The 20,215-nt window shown below is 32.2% G+C and carries 17 protein-coding genes, 1 tRNA gene and 1 pseudogene; 11 read left to right on the plus strand and 8 right to left on the minus strand.

The genetic code is table 11. The features are described 5' to 3' along the window. Window positions 1–41 precede the first annotated feature (41 nt). The 6 genes from K8354_RS12760 (at window position 42) to K8354_RS12785 (ending at window position 3,900) form a co-directional block, all read left to right on the plus strand. Window positions 42–950, plus strand: coding sequence for a DUF5694 domain-containing protein (locus tag K8354_RS12760; RefSeq protein ID WP_223440473.1), 909 nt, complete (start codon window positions 42–44; stop codon window positions 948–950). A gap of 64 nt (window positions 951–1,014) precedes the next feature. Continuing rightward, the gene (locus K8354_RS12765; protein ID WP_223440481.1) at window positions 1,015–2,097 is read left to right on the plus strand and encodes an alpha/beta hydrolase family protein; all 1,083 of its coding nucleotides are present in this window, start codon (window positions 1,015–1,017) and stop codon (window positions 2,095–2,097) included. Window positions 2,098–2,264: 167 nt separating this feature from the next. Beyond that, window positions 2,265–2,474 carry a hypothetical protein gene (locus K8354_RS12770; protein ID WP_223440483.1) on the plus strand — a complete coding sequence of 70 codons (210 nt, stop codon included), beginning with the start codon at window positions 2,265–2,267 and terminating at the stop codon, window positions 2,472–2,474. 115 nt (window positions 2,475–2,589) lie between these two features. Further along, window positions 2,590–2,943 carry a hypothetical protein gene (locus tag K8354_RS12775; RefSeq protein ID WP_223440485.1) on the plus strand — a complete coding sequence of 118 codons (354 nt, stop codon included), beginning with the start codon at window positions 2,590–2,592 and terminating at the stop codon, window positions 2,941–2,943. A 199-nt stretch (window positions 2,944–3,142) separates the two neighbouring features. Beyond that, window positions 3,143–3,421: a hypothetical protein gene (locus K8354_RS12780; RefSeq protein WP_223440487.1), complete on the plus strand. Its 279-nt coding sequence runs from the start codon at window positions 3,143–3,145 to the stop codon at window positions 3,419–3,421. Then, window positions 3,421–3,900: a hypothetical protein gene (locus tag K8354_RS12785; protein WP_223440489.1), complete on the plus strand. Its 480-nt coding sequence runs from the start codon at window positions 3,421–3,423 to the stop codon at window positions 3,898–3,900. The genes K8354_RS12780 and K8354_RS12785 overlap by 1 nt, the downstream gene beginning before the upstream one ends. A 282-nt stretch (window positions 3,901–4,182) precedes the next feature. On the opposite strand, the gene K8354_RS12790 is transcribed toward K8354_RS12785, so the two are convergent. After that, window positions 4,183–5,679, minus strand: a complete 1,497-nt coding sequence (locus K8354_RS12790) for an IS1182 family transposase (protein WP_223440491.1) — start codon at window positions 5,677–5,679, stop codon at window positions 4,183–4,185. Window positions 5,680–5,984: 305 nt separating this feature from the next. Between K8354_RS12790 and K8354_RS12795 the strand changes: the two genes are divergently transcribed. Next, entirely contained in the window at window positions 5,985–7,157 is a 1,173-nt protein-coding gene (locus tag K8354_RS12795; RefSeq protein WP_496559643.1) for a gliding motility protein GldB-related protein, read from the plus strand. Window positions 7,158–7,275: 118 nt separating this feature from the next. Here K8354_RS12795 and ltrA read toward each other — a convergent pair whose 3' ends face one another. Continuing rightward, window positions 7,276–8,556: a group II intron reverse transcriptase/maturase gene (ltrA, locus tag K8354_RS12800; RefSeq protein WP_223440495.1), complete on the minus strand. Its 1,281-nt coding sequence runs from the start codon at window positions 8,554–8,556 to the stop codon at window positions 7,276–7,278. 604 nt (window positions 8,557–9,160) lie between these two features. Here ltrA and K8354_RS12805 point away from each other — a divergent pair. Both K8354_RS12805 and K8354_RS12810 read left to right on the plus strand, forming a co-directional pair. Further along, window positions 9,161–10,156 carry an IS110 family RNA-guided transposase gene (locus K8354_RS12805; RefSeq protein WP_223439360.1) on the plus strand — a complete coding sequence of 332 codons (996 nt, stop codon included), beginning with the start codon at window positions 9,161–9,163 and terminating at the stop codon, window positions 10,154–10,156. Window positions 10,157–11,003: 847 nt separating this feature from the next. Then, window positions 11,004–11,288: an addiction module antidote protein gene (locus K8354_RS12810; protein ID WP_223440496.1), complete on the plus strand. Its 285-nt coding sequence runs from the start codon at window positions 11,004–11,006 to the stop codon at window positions 11,286–11,288. Between the two features lie 372 nt (window positions 11,289–11,660). Here K8354_RS12810 and K8354_RS18915 read toward each other — a convergent pair. The 5 genes and pseudogenes from K8354_RS18915 to K8354_RS12835 all read right to left on the minus strand — a co-directional run. Further along, window positions 11,661–11,757, minus strand: a pseudogene (locus K8354_RS18915) (transposase); the annotation flags it as partial. A 24-nt stretch (window positions 11,758–11,781) separates the two neighbouring features. Then, complete coding sequence (locus K8354_RS12820) at window positions 11,782–11,940, minus strand: hypothetical protein (RefSeq protein WP_223440498.1); 159 nt, start codon at window positions 11,938–11,940, stop codon at window positions 11,782–11,784. A gap of 295 nt (window positions 11,941–12,235) precedes the next feature. Next, window positions 12,236–12,309 (minus strand) — tRNA-Asp (locus K8354_RS12825). A gap of 62 nt (window positions 12,310–12,371) precedes the next feature. Continuing rightward, on the minus strand, window positions 12,372–13,292 hold the full coding sequence (locus K8354_RS12830) for a DUF58 domain-containing protein (RefSeq protein ID WP_223440507.1): 921 nt from the start codon (window positions 13,290–13,292) through the stop codon (window positions 12,372–12,374). A 1-nt stretch (window position 13,293) separates the two neighbouring features. Then, entirely contained in the window at window positions 13,294–15,864 is a 2,571-nt protein-coding gene (locus K8354_RS12835; RefSeq protein ID WP_223440509.1) for a M1 family metallopeptidase, read from the minus strand. A 239-nt stretch (window positions 15,865–16,103) separates the two neighbouring features. Here K8354_RS12835 and K8354_RS12840 point away from each other — a divergent pair, with 239 nt between their 5' ends. Both K8354_RS12840 and K8354_RS12845 read left to right on the plus strand, forming a co-directional pair. Beyond that, window positions 16,104–16,868: a polysaccharide biosynthesis/export family protein gene (locus tag K8354_RS12840; RefSeq protein ID WP_223440516.1), complete on the plus strand. Its 765-nt coding sequence runs from the start codon at window positions 16,104–16,106 to the stop codon at window positions 16,866–16,868. A gap of 6 nt (window positions 16,869–16,874) precedes the next feature. Then, the gene (locus tag K8354_RS12845; RefSeq protein ID WP_223440523.1) at window positions 16,875–19,244 is read left to right on the plus strand and encodes a GumC family protein; all 2,370 of its coding nucleotides are present in this window, start codon (window positions 16,875–16,877) and stop codon (window positions 19,242–19,244) included. Window positions 19,245–19,370: 126 nt separating this feature from the next. On the opposite strand, the gene K8354_RS12850 is transcribed toward K8354_RS12845, so the two are convergent. After that, entirely contained in the window at window positions 19,371–20,201 is an 831-nt protein-coding gene (locus K8354_RS12850) for a glycosyltransferase family 2 protein (protein ID WP_223440525.1), read from the minus strand. Window positions 20,202–20,215: the final 14 nt, after the last annotated feature.

Below are 20,215 nucleotides of genomic sequence, written 5' to 3' on the forward strand. Positions count from 1 at the left end.
AACACAAATTCAATTTTTTGTAAAACAAAACATATTTTAAAATGAAAAATCTGATTTATGGGATTACAATGTTAGCACTATTTTCTTCTTGTAAAAAAGAGGTCGAAAAAGTAATACAAGAAAATAAAAAATCAGAGGTAATAAATTCAATTTCAGTACCAAATTCATTTATTGGTAAGCACAAAACAAGAGCTATGGTTTTAGGTGTTTTCCATTTTCATAATCCTGGTTTAGATAGTTATAAGGAGAAATTCGCTTTTAATATTCTCGAAGAAAAAAGGCAAAAGGAATTAGATATTCTTTTAGATAAAATTGCCAAATATAAACCAACCAAAATCTTAATCGAATGGCCTCGAATAAAGATGGACAGTATTACGAATGTACAATATCAAAATTATCTTAATGGGTCATTTAAGCTTGATGATAAAAAAAATGAAATCTATCAAATTGGTTTCAAGCTTGCAAAAAAATTAGGCCATAATAAAATTTATTGTTCCGATGCTTCCGCAGATTGGTTCGGAGCTGAATTGGATTGGGACAATTATGACCGAAATGCTTATTTAAAAGCCAAAGGGCAATATGAAAAAAGCAAGCGTTATGATTACGATTCGTTTTATGAACTCAGTGATTCGTTAAAGTCTGTTCAGACGTTAACTGAACATCTAGCCTTAGATAACAAACTTGAAAATAGATTAAAAGACCATCAAGCCTACCTTACCGAAGTTGTTTTAGAAGGTGCTGGAGACACTTATATAGGGTCCGATGCAGTTGCAAGGTGGTATAGGAGAAATCTGAGAATTTTTGCAAATGCATACGATTTTACAAATTTTGATAAAGAAGAAAGACTTTTGCTTATCTATGGTTCAGGACACGTTTGGCAATTAAGACAACTATTTACAGATTCACCAGATTTTGATTATGTCGAGGCAAACGATTATCTGAAAGAATAAATACTGTTACCAAAAAAGAAGTAACAAACCTGTATATCGATCGTCTTGTAAGAAAGAATATAAAATGATGACCAAAAATATTTACCAAATAATACTTTTAGTTTTAGTGATTTCATTTTCGGGATGTAAAAAAGAAAAGGTATACGAAAATCCAATTTCTGAAAATATTACATTTAAAAACATTAAGGATAACATAACACTTTCTGGAACACTATCAATACCAAGCAAAGATGGAATTTTTCCCGCGGTAGTTTTGATAAGTGGAAATGGAGAACACAATAGAAATGAAGAATTTGGAAATTTCAAACCCTTTTTAGATATTTCGAATTACTTGACAAAACAAGGAATTGCTGTTTTGAGATATGACAAAAGAGGAGTAGGAGAATCGACAGGTAATTACGATTCAGCCAATTCTTTTGATTTTGCAAATGACGTAACTTCTGCAATTGAATATTTGCTTACAAGAGAAGGAATTAAAAAGAATAAAATTGGTTTAATTGGTCATAGCGAGGGTGGTTTAATTGCACCAATAGTCGCTTCTCAATCTTCAAATGTAGCTTTTATTGTTTCTTTAGCAGGACCGAGCTTATCTGGCGACAAAATATTATTATCGCAACAAAAAGCTATTGCTTTAGCAACAGGTACAGATAAATCAGAAGTCAATAAAAATCAAAAATTAAATCGAGATGCTTTTGAGATAGTCAATCTTTACAAAGACGGAGATACCTTGAGAAAAAAAATGACTGAATACATTGAAAAAATGTCCTTAAATGACCCTGATAAGCCTGAAAATATGACTTATGATGAATATGTTAATGCTCAAGTAAATAGTATTTTAAGACCTTGGATGGTAAATTTTTTAAGGTACAATCCTAAAAAATATATTGAGCAAGTTCAAGTTCCAGTTCTAGCTCTAAATGGAACAAAAGATTTGCAAGTTTTGGCTTCTGAAAACTTACCAGAATGGAAAAGAATTTTAGAAAGTTCAGGCAATAAAAATGTAACAATAAAAGAATTGCAAAATCTAAATCATTTATTCCAAACTTGTGAAACTGGTCAGCCAGATGAATATGAAAAACTTAACGAATCCTTTTCTGTAATAGCAATGAGCGAAATAAGCAAATGGATTAAAAAACAAACAAAATAACTGTTGCCAACAATGGCTATAAGTAATTGCTTGTTCTCGCCTACTTTAGAAATTCCTTCGGAATTTCCAACTTGGTGTGTACTTGCAAAGTTAAGTGCTAATCCACGCAACTACTCATAGCCTAGACCGTTGCCATTCATTGCGGAACGCACTCAAAACTGAAAAAAATGAAAGAAAGTAATAAGAAAATTTTATACTACTTAGCATTATTAGTTAGTATTATTCTTTTAATAAAAAGTATTTGCGAACTTGATTTTGAAAATTTAAGTAATGGTCCATTTTCTAATATAATTTCTTATGCTTTTTTTACATTAGTTTTTTTAAGGTTAATTAAAGAACAAAAAGAAAAACTAAAATCTCACTCAAATTCGGAATGAAAATGACATCTGAATTTTTAGCTTGTTTACGGAATCGGATTCTGAATTTAAAACCAAACTTTATACGGAATTTAGCAAGTTGCGGAGTTTCTCACTCAAACGGAATTGATAAACTATGAATAAAGCAGAAATTAAACGGAATAAATTAAAGTCTGTTTTTAAAAACAACTCTTGGTTTCTTTGGGTTATTCCATTGTTTATAATTGTGAGTTATACAAATGGAATAGAATCTGGATTATACATCTCTGGAATAATGATTTCAGGAATTGCATTGGGAATAATTATTCCGATTATAATAGGTGCATTTTCAAGAAAATACAAATTGAAAACAATTTATGGAGAAATAATAATTTTCCTAATTTCTACATCTTTTCTATATTTCTATATTCCTGACAAAAGACTTTTGGCATTTATGATACCGTTTAGTATTCCAATGATAATAATCGGACTTTTAAATTTAAGAAAATAAACTCGCGACTGAATTTAAGTAAAAGAAAAAACAACGAAATGGCAACACCGTATATAAAAAATTGCTAGTTTTAGTTAAACCAAAGTAAGTTGCTCGTTTGCTAGCTTCTGATTTTCCTTCGGAAAATCCTCGCACACAAACACGCAACTTTCCATATACAATCACGTTGGCAACCATTACTCACTCATAATCTGAAAATTTGAAAATAGTTAAATTCCATATTGAAAAAATAAAACCAAAAGAAGAAAGAATTGGAAAATACAATATGGAAGATGTATTTGAATTTAAAACAGTCGGAATTATAGGTTTTATAAAACATAAGAGAAGAAAATGGAAACTAAAAGCTGTTGAATACTTCATAATTACTGATATTTATTTCTTTTGGAAAGGTTTAGAATTAAGTAATAGAATTGCTATAATAGCTGTTATAATTGGTATCATATTATATATTTTAGATAAAACTTATTTTTTAAAATAATGAAAGAAACTTTAGAGTATAAAATATTAAAACACTTATCAGAAAACAATAATGGTAAATTAATTGACATTTCTGGAATAGAGGAAAAAAAAGAGAAATTAAAAAGTGTAATAAAGGATTTAAAAGAACGCGAATTTATAGAAACAGAACGACATCCACCAACTGTTAAAATTAGTGGGAATTGGGTAAGTTCAGGAAATTCGGACAAGCCTGATAAATGTAAAATAAAGTTTTTAGGAACGGAATATTTAGAATCTTTAAAACCCAAAACTATTCCAAACGATAGGAAATTATATTTAATACTTTTCATGGTTTTTAGCTGTATTGGTTCTTATGGAACTTATAAAACAATATTCCCTAATGTTTCAGAGTCTGAATTTGAGAATTTAAATAGAAAATATGATTCCATAGTAAAATTGAATTTATTACCCATAGAAAAAAAGTTAGATAGCACATTAACTTCCAAAAGTCGTGAGTAATTAAAAATAGTTTGAATTTATCAAAGGCGGACTGAAAAAAACGGTTGCCAACACCGTGTAAAAAAAATTGCTTAATTATTGCTTTCATTTTGTTCATTGTTTTCTAATTTTATATATTTATAAATCGGAAAGTAAACGCTCATTTATAACGCAACTTTCCTTACACAAAACCGTCAGTCTGTCTCAAAAATACCCAAAATTATCAATTTTAAGAGTTCTTAAATGTATTTTTTGAAAACTAATTGAGATTTTTGCTCTTTTACTCAAATACGTTTTAAGACTTTAAATTTTTATTATAACAGCATTATATGGCTTTAATATGCTAAAAATACCCGATAATAAAGCCTCTATTACCTTTTTAAAGTTATCCGATAAGTCCTTAAAACTGACTATATTCATAATTCGTTTTAGATTATAAACTAAAGCTATCAATCCAAAGTCTGCACTGGCTCTTATAATACCTTTTTTGGTCATGATGTGATCAAAACCCCAACCACGCTTTATCGTTCCATAAGGATGTTCTACCAAAGCCTGTCTTTTTTTATAGAGGTTTCCACTTTCTTTTATACGTTTGGCATTGTTTTCTATATGCTCTGTATATTGACTACGTTGAATAACCTTTCCGTTAGCTTTTGAAGTAGTGCATTGCTCTCTAACCGGACAGCTTTTACAAGTTTTGGTTTTGTATTGTTTAAAGGTGTAATTTCTACCTTTATAATGTGATCCATTGCTTTTTAAAGTATGACCTTCTGGACACGTATAAGTATCTTCTTCTTTGTTGTAAACAAAATATTCTGCATTATAATCTGGATTTGGCGCTTGACTTTTTCTGCCTATTGCTGGAATCGCTACTAGAGTCTTTATACCAAGTTGATCTGCTGTGTGGAATTCGCTTCCTGTGTGGTAACCTTTATCATAGAGCGCAGTAAACTCATTAGATTTTAAAATATCTTTAGCTCGCTTGAGCATATCACCCATGGCTTTTTTGTCATTCTTATTGGTGATTTTATAGTCAATTAGTAACTTGTGTTCTGCATCTACAGTAGTTTGGGCAGTATAGCATACTTCTGTTATTGATCCTCTTACAATTTGATGTTTACTTTCGGGGTCACTGGTTGAAATTTGAGGATTCTCTGTAGTTTTGTCTTTTTCTAGTTCTTTTTGAAGAGCCTCATATTTCTGGCGTTGATTCTTACGCTTATTAATTTGCTTTTCTATTTCTTCTTTCTTATCACCATCAGCTTTGGAAAGATCTGCATTATGCTCTTCTAACTTCTTGTCGATATAATCCAAATGACGTTTTATCTTCTTTTTATTGTAGTTGTTTTTCTTGCTATTCTGTGCTCTGAGCTTCGTGCTATCACCAGCTATCAAAACACCGCCAATTAAATTAAAGTTCTTGGCCAACTCAACACTATATCTAAATACACGCTTTATAGCTTTAGGATTATCTTTTCTAAATCGGGCAATGGTATTGTGGTCTGGTTTTAAGGTTTTCATTAACCATATAACCTCAATATTACGTCGACATTCCTTTTCTAACACTCTAGAACTTCTCATCCGGTTCATATAACCATAGATATAAAGTTTCAGTAAATCTGCGGGATTATAAGGCGGTCTGCCTTTAGATGCTAGAACATTAAACCCCATTTCTTCTAGGTTTAATGAATCGACAAACTGATCTATTAGACGTACAGTATTATCTTCTGGTACCATATCGTCTATGCAAGTTTTAAAAAGTACAGTTTGTCCTCTGAGTTCTCCTTGTAAATATTCCATGTATAAATATACTGAATATCAATTATTTAATCGAATATTTAGACACTTTTTTTAAGGTGAATTAGGTGCTTTTTGAGACAGTCTGCCGTTGGCAACAAGCTTGACCGAAAACTGTAACAAAATTCAAAAGCCATAGTCTTTAGATGAAACACTAACCAATGAAAAATACAATTTTAATAATACTTTTTACTTTTACACTTTTTGGGTGTGAAAAAAAAACTGATGAATCAAATAAGAATATCATCACTTCAGATATTACAAATTTTTGGAAAGCATAAGATAAAATATCTTCTACTCAAGATTCCATTTTACAATACAAATATCTCGATAGTTTATACTTTAAAAATGGAACTGTAGGTTTAAAAGGAATTAGGCAAGCAAGAAATTATACACCACAAGATTACATAACATCAATTAATAATTACCCAAAATTTTGGGCTTCTATTAGAGAAAACACCTTGCAAGCAGAAAAATTGGGTTCTGAATTGGAAAATGGAATAAAAAAATTAAAGACACTTTATCCTGAATTAAAACCAGCGAAGATATATTTTTCTATTGGCTCATTTAGAACACCAGGAACTACAATCGATAGTTTAGTCCTTATTGGCTCTGAACTTTCAATGGCAGATAGTAAAACAGAAACAAGTGAATTTCCAGAAAACTTATCTCATTTAAAATCTTATTTTAATACCAACCCAAACAAACATCTTGTGTTTTTAAATTTACACGAATATGTTCATACCCAACAAAATCCAAGAGCATTTAATCTTCTTTCTTTAGCTCTTTACGAAGGTGTAGCTGAATTTGTAGCAACAAAAGCTCTTGAAGTTTCATCACCTAATCCTCAAATTAAGTTTGGAAAAGAAAATGCTCAAAGAATTAGAGAAGTATTTGAAAAAGAAATGTTCTATCCTAATAACCGTTACAAATGGTTAGATGGAAATGACCCAAACGAATTTGGAATGAGAGATTTAGGCTATTCTGTAGGATATCAAATTTGTGAAAATTATTATAATCAATCTGAAAACAAAACTGAAGCCATAAAAAAAATGATTGAATTGGATTACACTAACGAAAACGAAATTGAAGAATTTGTTAAAAAAGCTAATTATTTTTCTGAATCATTAGATAAGCTTTATCAAACATTTGAGAGTAAACGTCCTACCGTTAAGAGAATTAAGCAATTTGAAAACAAAAGCCAAAACGTAAGTCCAAAAACTAAAGAAATAACAATTGAATTTTCAGAGCCATTAAACGGACAAAATACGAGTGTAGATTTTGGAGAATTAGGAAAAGACGCATTCCCAAAAGGAACATTAAATGGACGGAGTTGGGGAGAAGATAATACTTCTTGGACAATACCTGTAGAATTAGAACCGAATAAAAAATATCAAATATTAATCGGAAACAATTTTAGGACAGAAAGAAGTATTCCTTTGAAACCATATTTGATTGAATTTACGACAACTGAAAAATAAAAAGCCAGTTGCCAATCGAGTAGACGGCTGACTACCAAAGGTAGCCAGTGCGCCTCTCACACCACCGTACCCTTCGACTGCGCTCAGGATAAACCAAGCGGGTCTCGTATACGGCGGTTCACCAAATTGAAGTTTGCTGCTTATTTATGTAATCTATCATTGGTTTATAACCTTTTCTTTTAAGCCTAGAAAGGGTAATTGTAGTTTTAAGTATAGGGCTTTGGGCTACTGCCCAACCTCCCATTCTTGTTCTACTCCAAGCATACGCTTGTCCTTCTTCGATGCCTAATTGAATGCCATTTTTACGTTTCCTCTCTAGCTTTTTCCAATCGTGCCAAATGCAATATCGTAACCTATTTCGCAACCACTCATCCAACTTTTTAAGTTTAGCATAAATGTTTGTTAATCGGTAATTATTCATCCAACCCCTGCAAACTTGATTTAGTCGCTCGAGTCTTTCTAATAAAGACATTGGTTTGGTTTTCTTGGTTAAACTTTTAAGATTGCGCTTAAACTTTTCCCAACTTGCCTGTTTTACTACTAGTTGATACTGCCCTTTTATACCTTTCTTATAGATTGGCACAAAACCGTGTCCTAGCAATTTAAAATTTACAGGTCTGCGTATACCACTCTTGGCTTTGTTTATAGGTAGTTTTAATTTGTCTCTAAGAAACAAATAAATGCTATTTCCTATTCGTTTTGCCTCGCTTTTGCTTTTAGCATATATACTAAAATCATCCGCATAGCGAACGTATCGTAAACCTTGATTTTGCATTTCTTTATCCAGAACGTCTAATATAATATTAGACAGTAAGGGACTTATTGGACTGCCTTGCGGAATTCCTTTTCGGCGTTTATGGAGTTTTCCATGTATTGATATGGGAACTCTAAGCCATTTCCGGATTAAACACAAGGTGGTTGAGCATTGTACTTTGTTGTAAATAAGTTGTAGTAGGATGCAATGGTCGACTTCATCGAAGAATCCTTTTAAGTCAATATCTACAATATCCTGATAGCCATCATTGATGTATTGCCGGGCTTGTAGTACTGCTTTTTGGATGTTCTTCTGTGGGCGAAATCCGTAACTAAAGGTTTCAAATTCGTATTCGAACTTAGTCATTAATTGCTGACTTACTGCCTGCTGTAGCCACCTATCTACTACCGTTGGTATTCCTAAAAGTCGAGTTTTACCTTTTCCTTTAGGGATCGTTACTCCTAAAATTGCTTGTGGTACATAGCTATTATTACAAATGGATAGCAGTAGTTCTGACCTATTTTCCCTAATGTATTCAGGGAGTTTTTGATGAGACATATTGTCTATTCCACTTGCTCCTTTATTGCGCAGAACTTGACGTGCTGCTTTATAAAGATTCGTAGCTTCTAATACTTGGGCAATCATAGTTTTAAATAATTTGTTTACTCCTGTTGCCCTAAGACTAGGCTAGCAATGCCTCCTAGTCGAATTGCAACGTAATTTAATGTTCTGTCCTTCCTTACTTGTGAGACCGTGAGGGTTTTTCCCTCCTCATTTCCTGCAAGTACTATGACTTCTGCTGACTTCTCTATACAGCCAACTCGTAGCTCTAGAGACCTCCCCAGGTAATGGCATCTTCTTTCTCTCAATTCCTGCCGTATCTACATAAGTACCTTTTTAGTGTTCGTGGGGCGTTACAATGATGTGCTTGCTTACCCAAATACTTATGCCTCTGTACCTGCCTGCCGGCCTTTAGATTTGTAAAACAAAAATATTAACTTAAAAAAAATCATAATTGAATTGATCTTTCTTTTTTTGCTTCTTTTTTTCTTTGTTAATAACTCTAATTTTGTTGATAACTAAATACATAAAAAAGAACGGGGTGAACTTTTCTGTCGGCTAGATTAATGACCTATTGCCTGTATTAGTCCTCGTTCTTTATTAACCAGGTTACAAGGACCAAATAGAATACTAGAATTTACCTTATAAAGGTGTTAGTCAAGGTAACCATTTTAAACTTTATAAAATTATGAATATTAAAGACACAGTTGGCATCGACATGAGCAAATTAACTTTCGATGCAAGAATCCATTCCAGTCAAATTGAAAGTGAATTTCAAAATGACAAAAAAGGCTACAAAAAATTGGTTGATTGGACTTACAAGAATTCTGAGTTACCAAAAGAGAACATCATTTTTGTGTTTGAACACACTGGACTTTACTCTGATGGTTTATCCGTTTATTTAGCATCAAAACACATTCCTTTTTTTCTAGTTCCAGGTCTTGAAATTAAACAATCAATGGGAATGACAAGAGGTAAAAGCGATAAAGCAGATGCAAAAAAGATAGCAAAATATGCTTATCGAATGAGAGATGAGATTACACCTACAAAGCTTTCGTGTAAGGAAGAACAAAGCCTTAAGCACCTTCTTTCTCTCCGCCAGAGGTTAGTAAAGCAAAGAGCTGGTTTTAAAGCTTCGCTTAAAGAACAAAAGCGTGTGCTTGTTAAAAAAGATAATAAAACACTCCTATCCACTCAGCAGAAAATGATTAGCTACTTGACTAAACAAATTCAAGAAGTAGAACATGAAATGATGGATGTTTTAAAGAGTAACCAAAGCATGCTAAATAATTATAAGCTAATAACATCCATTAAAGGTATCGGATCTCAGACAGCTCTGTTTATGATAGCATACACAGCTAACTTTACTAAGTTCAAAAACCATCGAAAATTTGCATCTTATTCTGGTATTGCTCCATTTCAAAATCAATCTGGAACTAGTATAAGAGGTAAAACTAAAGTGAGTAATCTGGCAAATAAAAAAATAAAAAGTCTTCTTGATTTGTGTGCAAAAACAAGTATCCAACATAATGCTGAAATGAGAATTTACTATGAAAAAAGAGTAGCAGAAGGAAAGAATAAAATGAGTACAATAAATATAATAAGAAACAAATTAGTATCAAGAATATTCGCGGTTGTTAATAGAAAAGAGCCTTATATAGACACCATGAAATATGCTGCTTAAAATTGTTGATAACTTTAACATTTCTTGGCTGGTTTAATCATAGAATACAGGCAGGTACGGTTTCTGCTTGGCCTGTCCTGAGCGTAGTCGAAGGGTCAGTACCGAGTTTTGTAGTTCCGCTTCCTTCAGTTCTAACCTCGCGGTTAACAACCTTGCGACTTACTAATGGTTCAAAGCGTTACCCTTGCCCATAAGGGACTTGCACCCTCTAGATTAATTATTTATCTTTCGATAAATTAAAGACGCCCATGCTGGGCACACACAATGGCTAAACGTAATGCGGACTTTAGGGCAAAACCGAAAGGTCTGTGTATATTTATAGTGTCGCTAAATCTTTGGGATTTAGCTTTAGACAAGAAAAAATAAAACTAAACCAAAAGCTTTAGCTTCGTGCGCAGACGGAAACGAAAAGTTTCCTTATTACCGCACTACGCTTAGCCTAGCCGTTGTGGTGCATTTTCACAGACCGCTCGAAACAGATGATATTCTGTTTGATTAATCTAAATATTTGACTATTTTTGTATCTAAATGGATACGACTTAAATGATAGTTACCGAAAAAACAACTGAATTTGATAAGTGGATTAGAAAGCTCAAGGACATAAGAGCAAAAGCAAAAATCCTCTTCCGAATTCAGAAACTCGAAACAGATGAACATTTTGGAGATTGTAAACCTGTTGGAGACGGAATTAGCGAAATGTGAATTAATTACGCTAAAGGCTATCGAGTTTACTTTAAAGAGAAAGACAATAAAATAGTCGTTCTTCTAGTCGGCGGAGATAAGTCGACTCAACAAAAGGATATTGAAAAAGCGAAAAAAATTTGGAACAAAATAAAAAATGATTGAAATGGAAACTACAAGATTTGACATAGCGGATTATTTGGAGAGCGAAGAAATGATTGCTGAATATCTCAATACAGTTCTCGAAGATGGAGACAGCTCTGATTTGATGGTTGCAATTGGACATATTGCAAAATCAATCGGAATGACAAAAATTGCGGAAAAAACTGGAATGAGTAGACCAAGTCTTTATAAAGCATTGTCCGACGGAGCAAAACCACAATTTGGAACAATAATGAAAGTTTTGAAAGCCATTGGCGGACAAATCAACGTAAAACCAGTATCAGCGTAAAAAAACGACACCACAATCGAGTAGTAGACGGCTAACTACCAAAGGTAGCCAGTGCGCCTCTCACACCACCGTACCCTTCGACTGCGCTCAGCATAAACCAAGCGGGTCTCGTATACGGCGGTTCACCAAATTGAAGTTTGCTGCTTATTTATGTAATCTATCCACTAGTGTCCACTTAAAATAATTTGAAAACCAGTTGATTAGTATTTTGTTCATTGACATTATTGTAATCTGATTTCATAAGTAACTCATTTAAAGGTGTTTTATCAATTAATGATGTTGATAAAATTTGCAAAATTTCATAATTTGAACGGTTTATTTGTAAATCTCTTGAGACTATTGAAACTAAACAATATGTTGCAATTGCTACATTGATTTGTATTCGCAAAGCGTTTTCTGATCTGCCCCAAAAAGTTTTCACTTTTAGATGTTGTTTTATCCATTTAAAGAATAATTCTACTTGCCATCTTCAGAGTTTAAATTAAACACCTTTTTAATTTGAAATAAACTCCTTGATACTTTTATTACTTTCCACTTTATGCTGTAAGTTACTATCTAACTCTTTATAGAAGTTGATGTTTGTTAAGGACTCCAAAGAATCTATTGAAATTACATATGAATAAATAGAAGCTCCTGATTTTTTATTAGGCATTAAAAAAGCAATTCTGGAGTGTCTAATACCATTTTAGACATATAATTCCTTAATAAATCGTTTCTTTTTCGCTTACTTTTTATTAAAAAAAATAACCGTAACGAAGGCTACGCTAATTGTTTTTTAATTTCAATGAACCAAAAAATACTTCAATTTACTTACACGGCATTACACATATAAATTGGTATAATATCTCTGCAAATTAACTAAATCCTACAAATTTTTGAATTGATCCGATAGTAAGGTTTTGAAGTAAAATGCAATAAAAAAAGCATCTCATATGAGATGCTTTTTGCGGTCTGGACGGGACTCGAACCCGCGACCTCCTGCGTGACAGGCAGGCATTCTAACCAGCTGAACTACCAAACCGTTGCTTATAGCGGGTGCAAATATAACACACATTTTTAGATATGCAAACAGAAAATGAAAAATTATTTAATTTTTTTTCTTTGAAGCAAATATGCTGTCAAAATATCGTTAAATCCTTGGTGAATATCAACAGGAACATAATCAATTTTATATTGTAAGCATTTGTTTTTTAATCCCTTAAAATAATGAGACGCCAATTCAGCATATTTCTGCTGTATATTTTCCGCAAATACATTTATTTCTTCGCCAGTTTCTACATCTACAAATTTTTTCGGTGCATTGTCAAAATTAAAGTTTAATTCTGTTTTTCCATCATAGGTATGAAACAAAACCACCTCATGTTTGTTATATTTTAAGTGTCTTAAAGCTTCAAATAAAGCCTCATCTTCTTTGGTGGTCTGAAACATATCTGTAAAAAGAAAAATTAAAGAGCGTCTGTGCATCTTTTCTGCAATTTCATGCAAATATTGATAGGTTTCTGTGGCAGCCTTAGATGTAGAAATTAACAACTTTTCTAACTGATGCAATAACATACTTCTATGGCGCTCACTACCTTTTTCTGGCGCATAATATTCATAAGAATCTGAGTACACACTTAAGCCAACGGCATCTCTTTGTCGTTTTAAAATCTCCATTAAAGAAGCCGCTGCTACCGCCGCAAAACCAATTTTATTTAAATTTTCTACGGTTTGCGTTTTTACCACAGGATAATGCATCGAAGCCGAATTATCAATAATAATATGGCAGCGCAAATTGGTCTCTTCCTCATATTTTTTGGTGTATAGTTTTTCTGTTTTTGCAAACAATTTCCAATCTATATGCCGTGTACTTTCGCCATTATTGTATAATTTATGTTCAGAAAACTCTACAGAAAAACCATGAAACGGACTTTTATGAATTCCTGTTATAAAACCTTCTACAACCTGTTTGGCAAGAATGTCTAGGTTTTTTATTTCTGTTGATTTTATTTCAGCTACCTTCATTTTAGTTCTTAATTTTTTGAGCTCGCGTTAAATTATCTGTAGTTTGTAACAACTTTTTTAATAAAATCGGATTGTAATTTGGATGGTCTTTTAAGAAGCTATTCAAGATTTCAAAAGCTTCTTTTGATGAGTAATTTCCGATGGAACTTGCCAACCAGCCTTTTGGAAAGAAAATATCGCCCGTCAATTGCACTTCTTCTAACTTCTCTAAAATAGATTTTAAATATTTTGTAGACGATGCATGCTGCAACGGATGATGTATATTATTCAACGCCACTTGTACCCAAGATTCTTTTTCTCTATGCTCCTTTTGTAAAAGTGATCTCATAAAAGCATCTCTTTCAATTTCATCTTGAGATACTGAAGGCAACAACCACCTAAAACGTTCTAATCTATCCTTATTAGAAATTCTAGTTTGTTGTACTTCTAGAATTTCTGTTGCTTTTGGATGTTTAAAAATCGCTAACTTCATGGCTAAAGAGGTGAAATCATCTTCGTTTAAAAAGAGGTTTTTAATTGTCTTTTCTTCTTTCCAAATTTGATATAAATTTTCTTTTCCTTGATTTGAAATAGCAATAGCCTGATACAATCCGAATAAGGTCTTTTTAATATTTTTAGGAAACCCTTTTTCTAACAACCCAAAAATTTCGCTTTCTGTTTGCTGCTGAATGCTTTTCCGTTGCTTCTCTGTAAGGAAAGTCCAAAATATAGCTTGAAGTCTTCCTGACACATAATTGCTAATCAACTCGTTTTTCTCCACTTTAATCGCCCCTAAATACACTTGAAAAGTTTCTAAAGGAGTAACCTTCCCTATCAGCATATTTTCATACAAATTAATAAATTGATAGCCTCTTGAAACCTCGTCTTTGATGTATTTATAATTTCCTATTTCTTTTTTGTAAATAGGAAAAACGCCATACCCAAATCCGTTTGTATTGTATAAAACCTGACCTGGTTTAAAATCTAATGTTGCCTCAGTAATATCAAAAGATTTACCCATATTTTTTATGTTGATGTTTTTTACATATCCTCTAGCGTCTTTTAGTTGAATTTTAAAAGATTGTGTCCAAACTTTTCTAGAACCATCTTCTGCATTTTGATGAATGATAAATTTGGTTACATTCCCTTTTTCATTGTATTCAATTTCTTCCGAAAAAATGGGTCTTCCTGACGAATTTACCCAAACATCAGACCAATTTTTAATTTCCCCTGCTGATTTTTCATCCAAAATTGAGACCAATTCATTCCAATCTGCATTCGTATTTTGGTACGTTTTTATGTAGTCTTGAATTCCTTCTTGAAAAACAGCATCGCCCAGCAAATTCTCCAACTGGCGCATCATAATTGGCGCTTTATTATAAATAATTCTTCCGTAAATAGAACCTGCATCCTTTAAATTTCCTAAATATTGACGAATGGCATTCGTACCTTTTGTTCGGTCTTCAGAATATGCACTTGGGTAATGCGTCATCATAAAACTTAAGGTATGATTCACTTCAGGAAACACAGGATTGATAATTTTGTCTGCCATAAAATTAGCAAACACCTCTTTCATCCAAACATCATTAAACCATTTCATGGTCACCAAATCGCCAAACCACATGTGCGAAGTTTCGTGTGCAATTAATTTTGCTCTGCCTAACTTTCTGTTTTGCGTGGCGTTTTTATCTAAAAACAAGGAAGATTGCCGATATTGAATAGCGCCAACATGCTCCATTCCTCCATATTGAAAAGGCGGAATTGCTGCAAAATCCATTTTTTGGAATGGAAATTTCACTTGTGTGTAAGCCTCTAAAAATTCAAGCGCATTTTGATGAATTTTAAAAACCTCAGAGACACTTTCTTTTATCTTTTCCTTATTATTTTCTCTGTACAAGAAGCGCATATCAAACGCACCAGGGTTTTTAGTTTCCTCCTTAAAAACGCCCGCTACAAAAGAAAATAAATAGGTACTCATGACATCTGACGTCGCAAAAGTATGTTCCGTAAAATCGCCCTCTTCTTTTGTGCTTTTTTCAAAACCTCCTGCTAAAACTTTCCAGTTTGCCGGCGCTGTAATTTTTAAATTGTACTTGGCTTTAATATCCGGCTGATCAAAACAAGGAAACAAGGTGCTTGCTCTATCCGGAACCAATAAAGTGTATAAAAACTCGTTATTTCTGTTCAGAGATGTTTCTCCAGCATCAAATACTATTTCTACCGTATTTTTGCCTACGTTCAGTTTTGTTTTATCAAGAATGATATGTTCTTTCTGGTGTTTAATTTCTGATACGTTCGTATTTATTTTGATTGATTTTAAGTTTGATGTGGCTTCATTAAAATCTAACAGCACATCATTTTTTAAATCATTTAAAGTGAAGTTAACTTGCAGTCTAGAAGCTATTGGATCTTGCTTTTCTTTAGGGATTTTAAAATCTAAATTGTAGGTAACCTCAGTAATTTGTTGTTTTCTGTATTTTGCCAACTCAAAAGAAATTCCTTTTTCAAGTTTTATTTTAGAATTACTTTTTTTATGACAAGAAACTAAAATGACAAAAAAAGCAAATAATGGGAAATACAAATAATTTTTCATACTAAAGTTTAGATTCTAAAAATAAAGAAAGGCTTGCTGTTAGCCAAACCTTTTAAGGAATAAATCTATTCGGGCTTTTTTATCAAAAAAAGAATAAGCTGCTTTTAAAATAGTCTACTTATTAAAACTTTTTGTAATATTGTGTTCTTTAATAAATAAGAAAAATACTTATAATACTCAGGGTAAACTAGATGAAACTTTATTTAAATAAAACGCTGTTTTCCGAAAATTATTCAAAAATGAACAAAGTTAAAAAAAAGTATTTTAAGCGTTTCGCTGTTATACTATTGAGCAGTTTTCTCTTAGGGTGTGTTTCTTCAAAAAAAATTAATTATTTTCAAGATACTACCAATATAAACATAAAAGAAGAATTAGAAAACTATGAGCCAACGCTTCAAATTGGTGATATTTTATCGATAAACGTATCTACCATTGAAAAAGATGCCGCAATTCCCTTTAATCTTTTTGAGGCTCAAACGTTGGCAAACCAAATACCGTTGCCTTATATTATAAATGCCGATGGCGAAATTAGTTTTCCTGTTTTAGGAAAAATTAAAGTAGTTGCAATGACAACCAAGCAACTTACAAATTTCTTAACAAAAAAATTATTACTTTATTTAAAAGATCCTATTGTTAATGTTCGAATAACCAACTTTAAAATTACGATTCTAGGTGAAGTTAAAAATCCGGGGAATTACCCTGTATTAAATGAAAGAATCTCTATTATTGAAGCTTTAGGACTCGCTGGTGACTTAACTATTTATGGAGATCGTGAAAATATTATGTTAATTAGAGAACAAAATGGTAAACGTATTTTTGAAACCATAGACCTTACCAACAAGGAACTATTTAACAAACCCTATTTCTATCTAACTCAAAACGATGCGCTTTTTATTCCTTCAAACAAAGCGAAAGTAAATGCATCCAATGTGGGGCCAAATACATCTGTAATTATTTCTTCTATATCAATATTAGTTACGCTAATAGCTATTCTTGTAAGGTAAAAAACTATGAAAGAAACCAATAACATTGATTTAAGTTTATCAAAAAAAGACGCCTTTAATTTAAGAGAATTTCTAGAGCAATATTTATTTCATTGGAAATGGTTTGTGTTAGGATTTATCATCTCCATATTTTGTGGCTTTTTGTATTTACGCTACACCACTCCTCAATTTCAAGTGGTGTCTACCATTTTGATACAAGATAGCGAAAACCAAAACATTTCATCAGAACTTTCTGCCTTTCAGGATTTAGGAATAGCAACCAGTGGAAAATCGATGTTTCTTACCGAGATTGGAATTTTAAAATCACGCAGTCTCATGGAAAAAGTGGTCAAAAAGCTAGGCATAAACAAAACCTACTTGGCTAAAGGGAGTTTTCGTGATTCAGAAATATACGGAAATGGCCTCCCTTTTAAGCTAAACTTTTTTGAGAAAGACTCGTTACTTTATAAAAAGGACACATCATTATCAATCATACCAACTTCAAAAACTAATTTTAACCTATTTGATGCCGATGGTAAAAAGGTAGGAAGCTATCTATTTGGCGAAAATGTAGCAAGTAGTATGGCTGATTTTACGGTAACACCTACAAACAAGGAACCCATTGAAATCGGATTAAAAATTAAAATCATCATATCTAAAGTAGAATCTGTTGCAAACTACTACAGGTCTAAAGTGCAAATTGAACCTGTTAACAGAAAATCTAGTTTGGTTGAAATGACTCTTAGAGATGCCAACAAGCAAAAATCCCGAGAGATTTTAAATGTTTTACTAGAGCAATATAATATTGAAGCCATTATAGATAAAAGTCTTATTGCTAAAAATACAGGCATCTTTATAAATGAAAGAATAGAAGCCATATCCAAAGAGCTTACCATGATGGATAAAGATGTGGAAACTTTTAAAACAAGTAATAATTTAACGAATATTGCCTCTGAATCTACTCTTATTTTAAATGCTAACAATGAATTAGAGAAAGAAACAGTAGCTTTAAAAACACAACTAAAACTTGTAGAATATATCATTGAGTATGTTGCTGAAAATGACAACAAGCTGATCCCTACTGATCTTGGTTTGGAAAGTGCAATATTAAATCAGAATACGGTAAGGTTTAATGAAATTTTACTAGAACGCAACAGATTGCTTCAAAGTTCCAATAGTTTAAACCCAGTGATTGTAAATTTAGACAATCAAATATCGAATTTAAAAGCAAATATTGCACAAAGTTTAGAGAATCTAAAATCTTCATTAACAATCTCTTTAAATGATTTAAAAAAACAAGAAGTAAGACTAAATTCTAAAATAACCTCTGTACCAAAAAAAGAGCGAGAGTTTAGAGACATCCAGAGGTCACAACAAATTATAGAATCTTTGTATTTATATTTATTACAAAAAAGAGAGGAAAACTCCATAACCTTAGCCGTTAAAGCACCCAACGCAAAAATAATTGATCCGGCTTATGGTAGCGATATTGCTGTATCTCCAAGGCGTATTATTATTTATCTTATGTCTGGTACCATGGGATTAGTGGTTCCTTTTGTTATTCTTTATCTTATCTTTTTATTTGATAATAAAATACACAAAATTGAAGATTTAGAGTCTGTTTTATCGGTTCCTATTTTAGGAGACATTCCGAAGTTTAAAAAAGCTGAAAACTTTATCATTAGTCATGAAGATGTAAGTCCGTTTACAGAAGCATTTCGTATTATAAGAACGAATATGTTTTTTATGCTTTCTAAGCTAAACAAATCTTCAAAAACCATCTTTGTATCGTCAACAATTAGCGGTGAAGGAAAATCTTTTATTTCCATTAATTTGGCTAGAATCTTATCATTATCTTCAAAAAAAGTATTACTAATTGGTGGTGATATTAGAAGTCCTAAAATTGCGGAGTATATCAATATTCCCCAAAAACAAGGGTTAACCCATTTCTTGGCAGATAATACCCTACAACCAGAAAGTCTTATCGAAAAACCCACGGATCTAGGTTTTGATATTTTACAAGGTGGTTATATTGCCCCTAATCCGTCAGAATTACTGATGAACGGTCGTTTTGATGAATTACTTTCTTACGCTAAAAAACAGTATGACTATATTATTATTGATACAGCCCCTGTAAATATGGTGACAGATACGGTGTATTTAAGTCAAGATAGAGCAGACTTATTCATTTATGTCATCAGAGCAAACTATTTAGATAAACGTATGCTTAAAATCCCTGAAAAATTGCATGAAACCAACCGATTGCAAAACATGGCAATCGTTCTGAATGACACCGATGTAAATGGGGTTCATGGCTATGGGTATGGATATGGTTACGGATATGGGTATGGACAAGGAGCCATCAAGAAAAAATGGTATCAGAAAATTTTTAGATAGTGTATAATAAATTTGGTGTGTTCCGTTTGGTTACGATTTGTGATCTGTTTTAAAAATTAGTATTACTCCAATGTATTAATGAATAGATAAATGCGTTGCAGTGCTCCTACTAAAATTATTATTTCCTTATTTTTTGTAATTTAGTTTCAGCAATGTTTTATGATTAATTTTGGATCGCTCAGCATCAAAAAACCAACCCCATTTATTAAAATATTTGATGGCAGATTGTATGTGATATGATAATAGTTTTTTGCTTTTGTAAGATCCCTTTTCGTAATTATGAACAATCGATACTTTTGGATAATAAACTAAACGACTAACCCCGCTTACTCTGCGACATAAATCAACATCTTCTAAATACATAAAAAAACGATCATCAAAACCATTTACCGTTTTTAGTATAGAAGTTCTTATCATCATAAAACAACCTGATAATACTGGAATTTCTGCCTCTTCATCGTATGAAAAGAAACGCAATTCGTATCTATTTTCGAGTCTCTTTTTCATCCCTTTAAAAGGAATAAAACGTCTTAAAATAAGGTCTTTAGGAGACGGAATCAATTTACAAAGATGCTGAGTATTCCCGTTTGGATAAATCACTTTTGGCATTAACAATCCAATGGAAAGATCTGATGCTGCCTTATGAATTAAATCCTTTATAATGGAAGGTTTAAAATAGACATCAGGGTTTAATAAAATATGATATTCACTTTCTAGTTGATAGGCTTTATTAAAAGCAATATTATGCGCAGCACCAAAACCTATATTTTTATCATTAAAAACATAGACAACTCTCGAATTATCACAAAGCACTTTCAGTGAATCATTGGCAGAATTATCAATAATAAACAGCACTGATTTAGATCCGTATCCCAAAAAGGAATCGATCACTTTTTTGATATCTTCTTTAGCGTTGTGATAGACTACGAGAGATGCTGTTAGCAAAGGTTCTTTCATTGATTGTGATTAAT

It is taken from the genome of Polaribacter litorisediminis, from assembly GCF_019968605.1.
GTDB classification, from domain to species: Bacteria; Bacteroidota; Bacteroidia; order Flavobacteriales; family Flavobacteriaceae; genus Polaribacter; species Polaribacter litorisediminis.

Excerpts from the sequence above, each read along its gene's own strand:
- K8354_RS12810 (WP_223440496.1), top strand. The coding sequence starts at position 11,004 with ATGGAAACTACAAGATTTGACATAGCGGATTATTTGGAGAGCGAAGAA.
- K8354_RS12820 (WP_223440498.1), bottom strand. The coding sequence starts at position 11,940 with ATGCCTAATAAAAAATCAGGAGCTTCTATTTATTCATATGTAATTTCA.
- K8354_RS12785 (WP_223440489.1), top strand. The coding sequence starts at position 3,421 with ATGAAAGAAACTTTAGAGTATAAAATATTAAAACACTTATCAGAAAAC.
- K8354_RS12760 (WP_223440473.1), top strand. The coding sequence starts at position 42 with ATGAAAAATCTGATTTATGGGATTACAATGTTAGCACTATTTTCTTCT.
- K8354_RS12835 (WP_223440509.1), bottom strand. The coding sequence starts at position 15,864 with ATGAAAAATTATTTGTATTTCCCATTATTTGCTTTTTTTGTCATTTTA.
- K8354_RS12790 (WP_223440491.1), bottom strand. The coding sequence starts at position 5,679 with ATGGAATATTTACAAGGAGAACTCAGAGGACAAACTGTACTTTTTAAA.
- K8354_RS12775 (WP_223440485.1), top strand. The coding sequence starts at position 2,590 with ATGAATAAAGCAGAAATTAAACGGAATAAATTAAAGTCTGTTTTTAAA.
- K8354_RS12805 (WP_223439360.1), top strand. The coding sequence starts at position 9,161 with ATGAATATTAAAGACACAGTTGGCATCGACATGAGCAAATTAACTTTC.
- K8354_RS12830 (WP_223440507.1), bottom strand. The coding sequence starts at position 13,292 with ATGAAGGTAGCTGAAATAAAATCAACAGAAATAAAAAACCTAGACATT.
- K8354_RS12850 (WP_223440525.1), bottom strand. The coding sequence starts at position 20,201 with ATGAAAGAACCTTTGCTAACAGCATCTCTCGTAGTCTATCACAACGCT.
- ltrA (WP_223440495.1), bottom strand. The coding sequence starts at position 8,556 with ATGATTGCCCAAGTATTAGAAGCTACGAATCTTTATAAAGCAGCACGT.
- K8354_RS12845 (WP_223440523.1), top strand. The coding sequence starts at position 16,875 with ATGAAAGAAACCAATAACATTGATTTAAGTTTATCAAAAAAAGACGCC.
- K8354_RS12765 (WP_223440481.1), top strand. The coding sequence starts at position 1,015 with ATGATGACCAAAAATATTTACCAAATAATACTTTTAGTTTTAGTGATT.
- K8354_RS12770 (WP_223440483.1), top strand. The coding sequence starts at position 2,265 with ATGAAAGAAAGTAATAAGAAAATTTTATACTACTTAGCATTATTAGTT.
- K8354_RS12840 (WP_223440516.1), top strand. The coding sequence starts at position 16,104 with ATGAACAAAGTTAAAAAAAAGTATTTTAAGCGTTTCGCTGTTATACTA.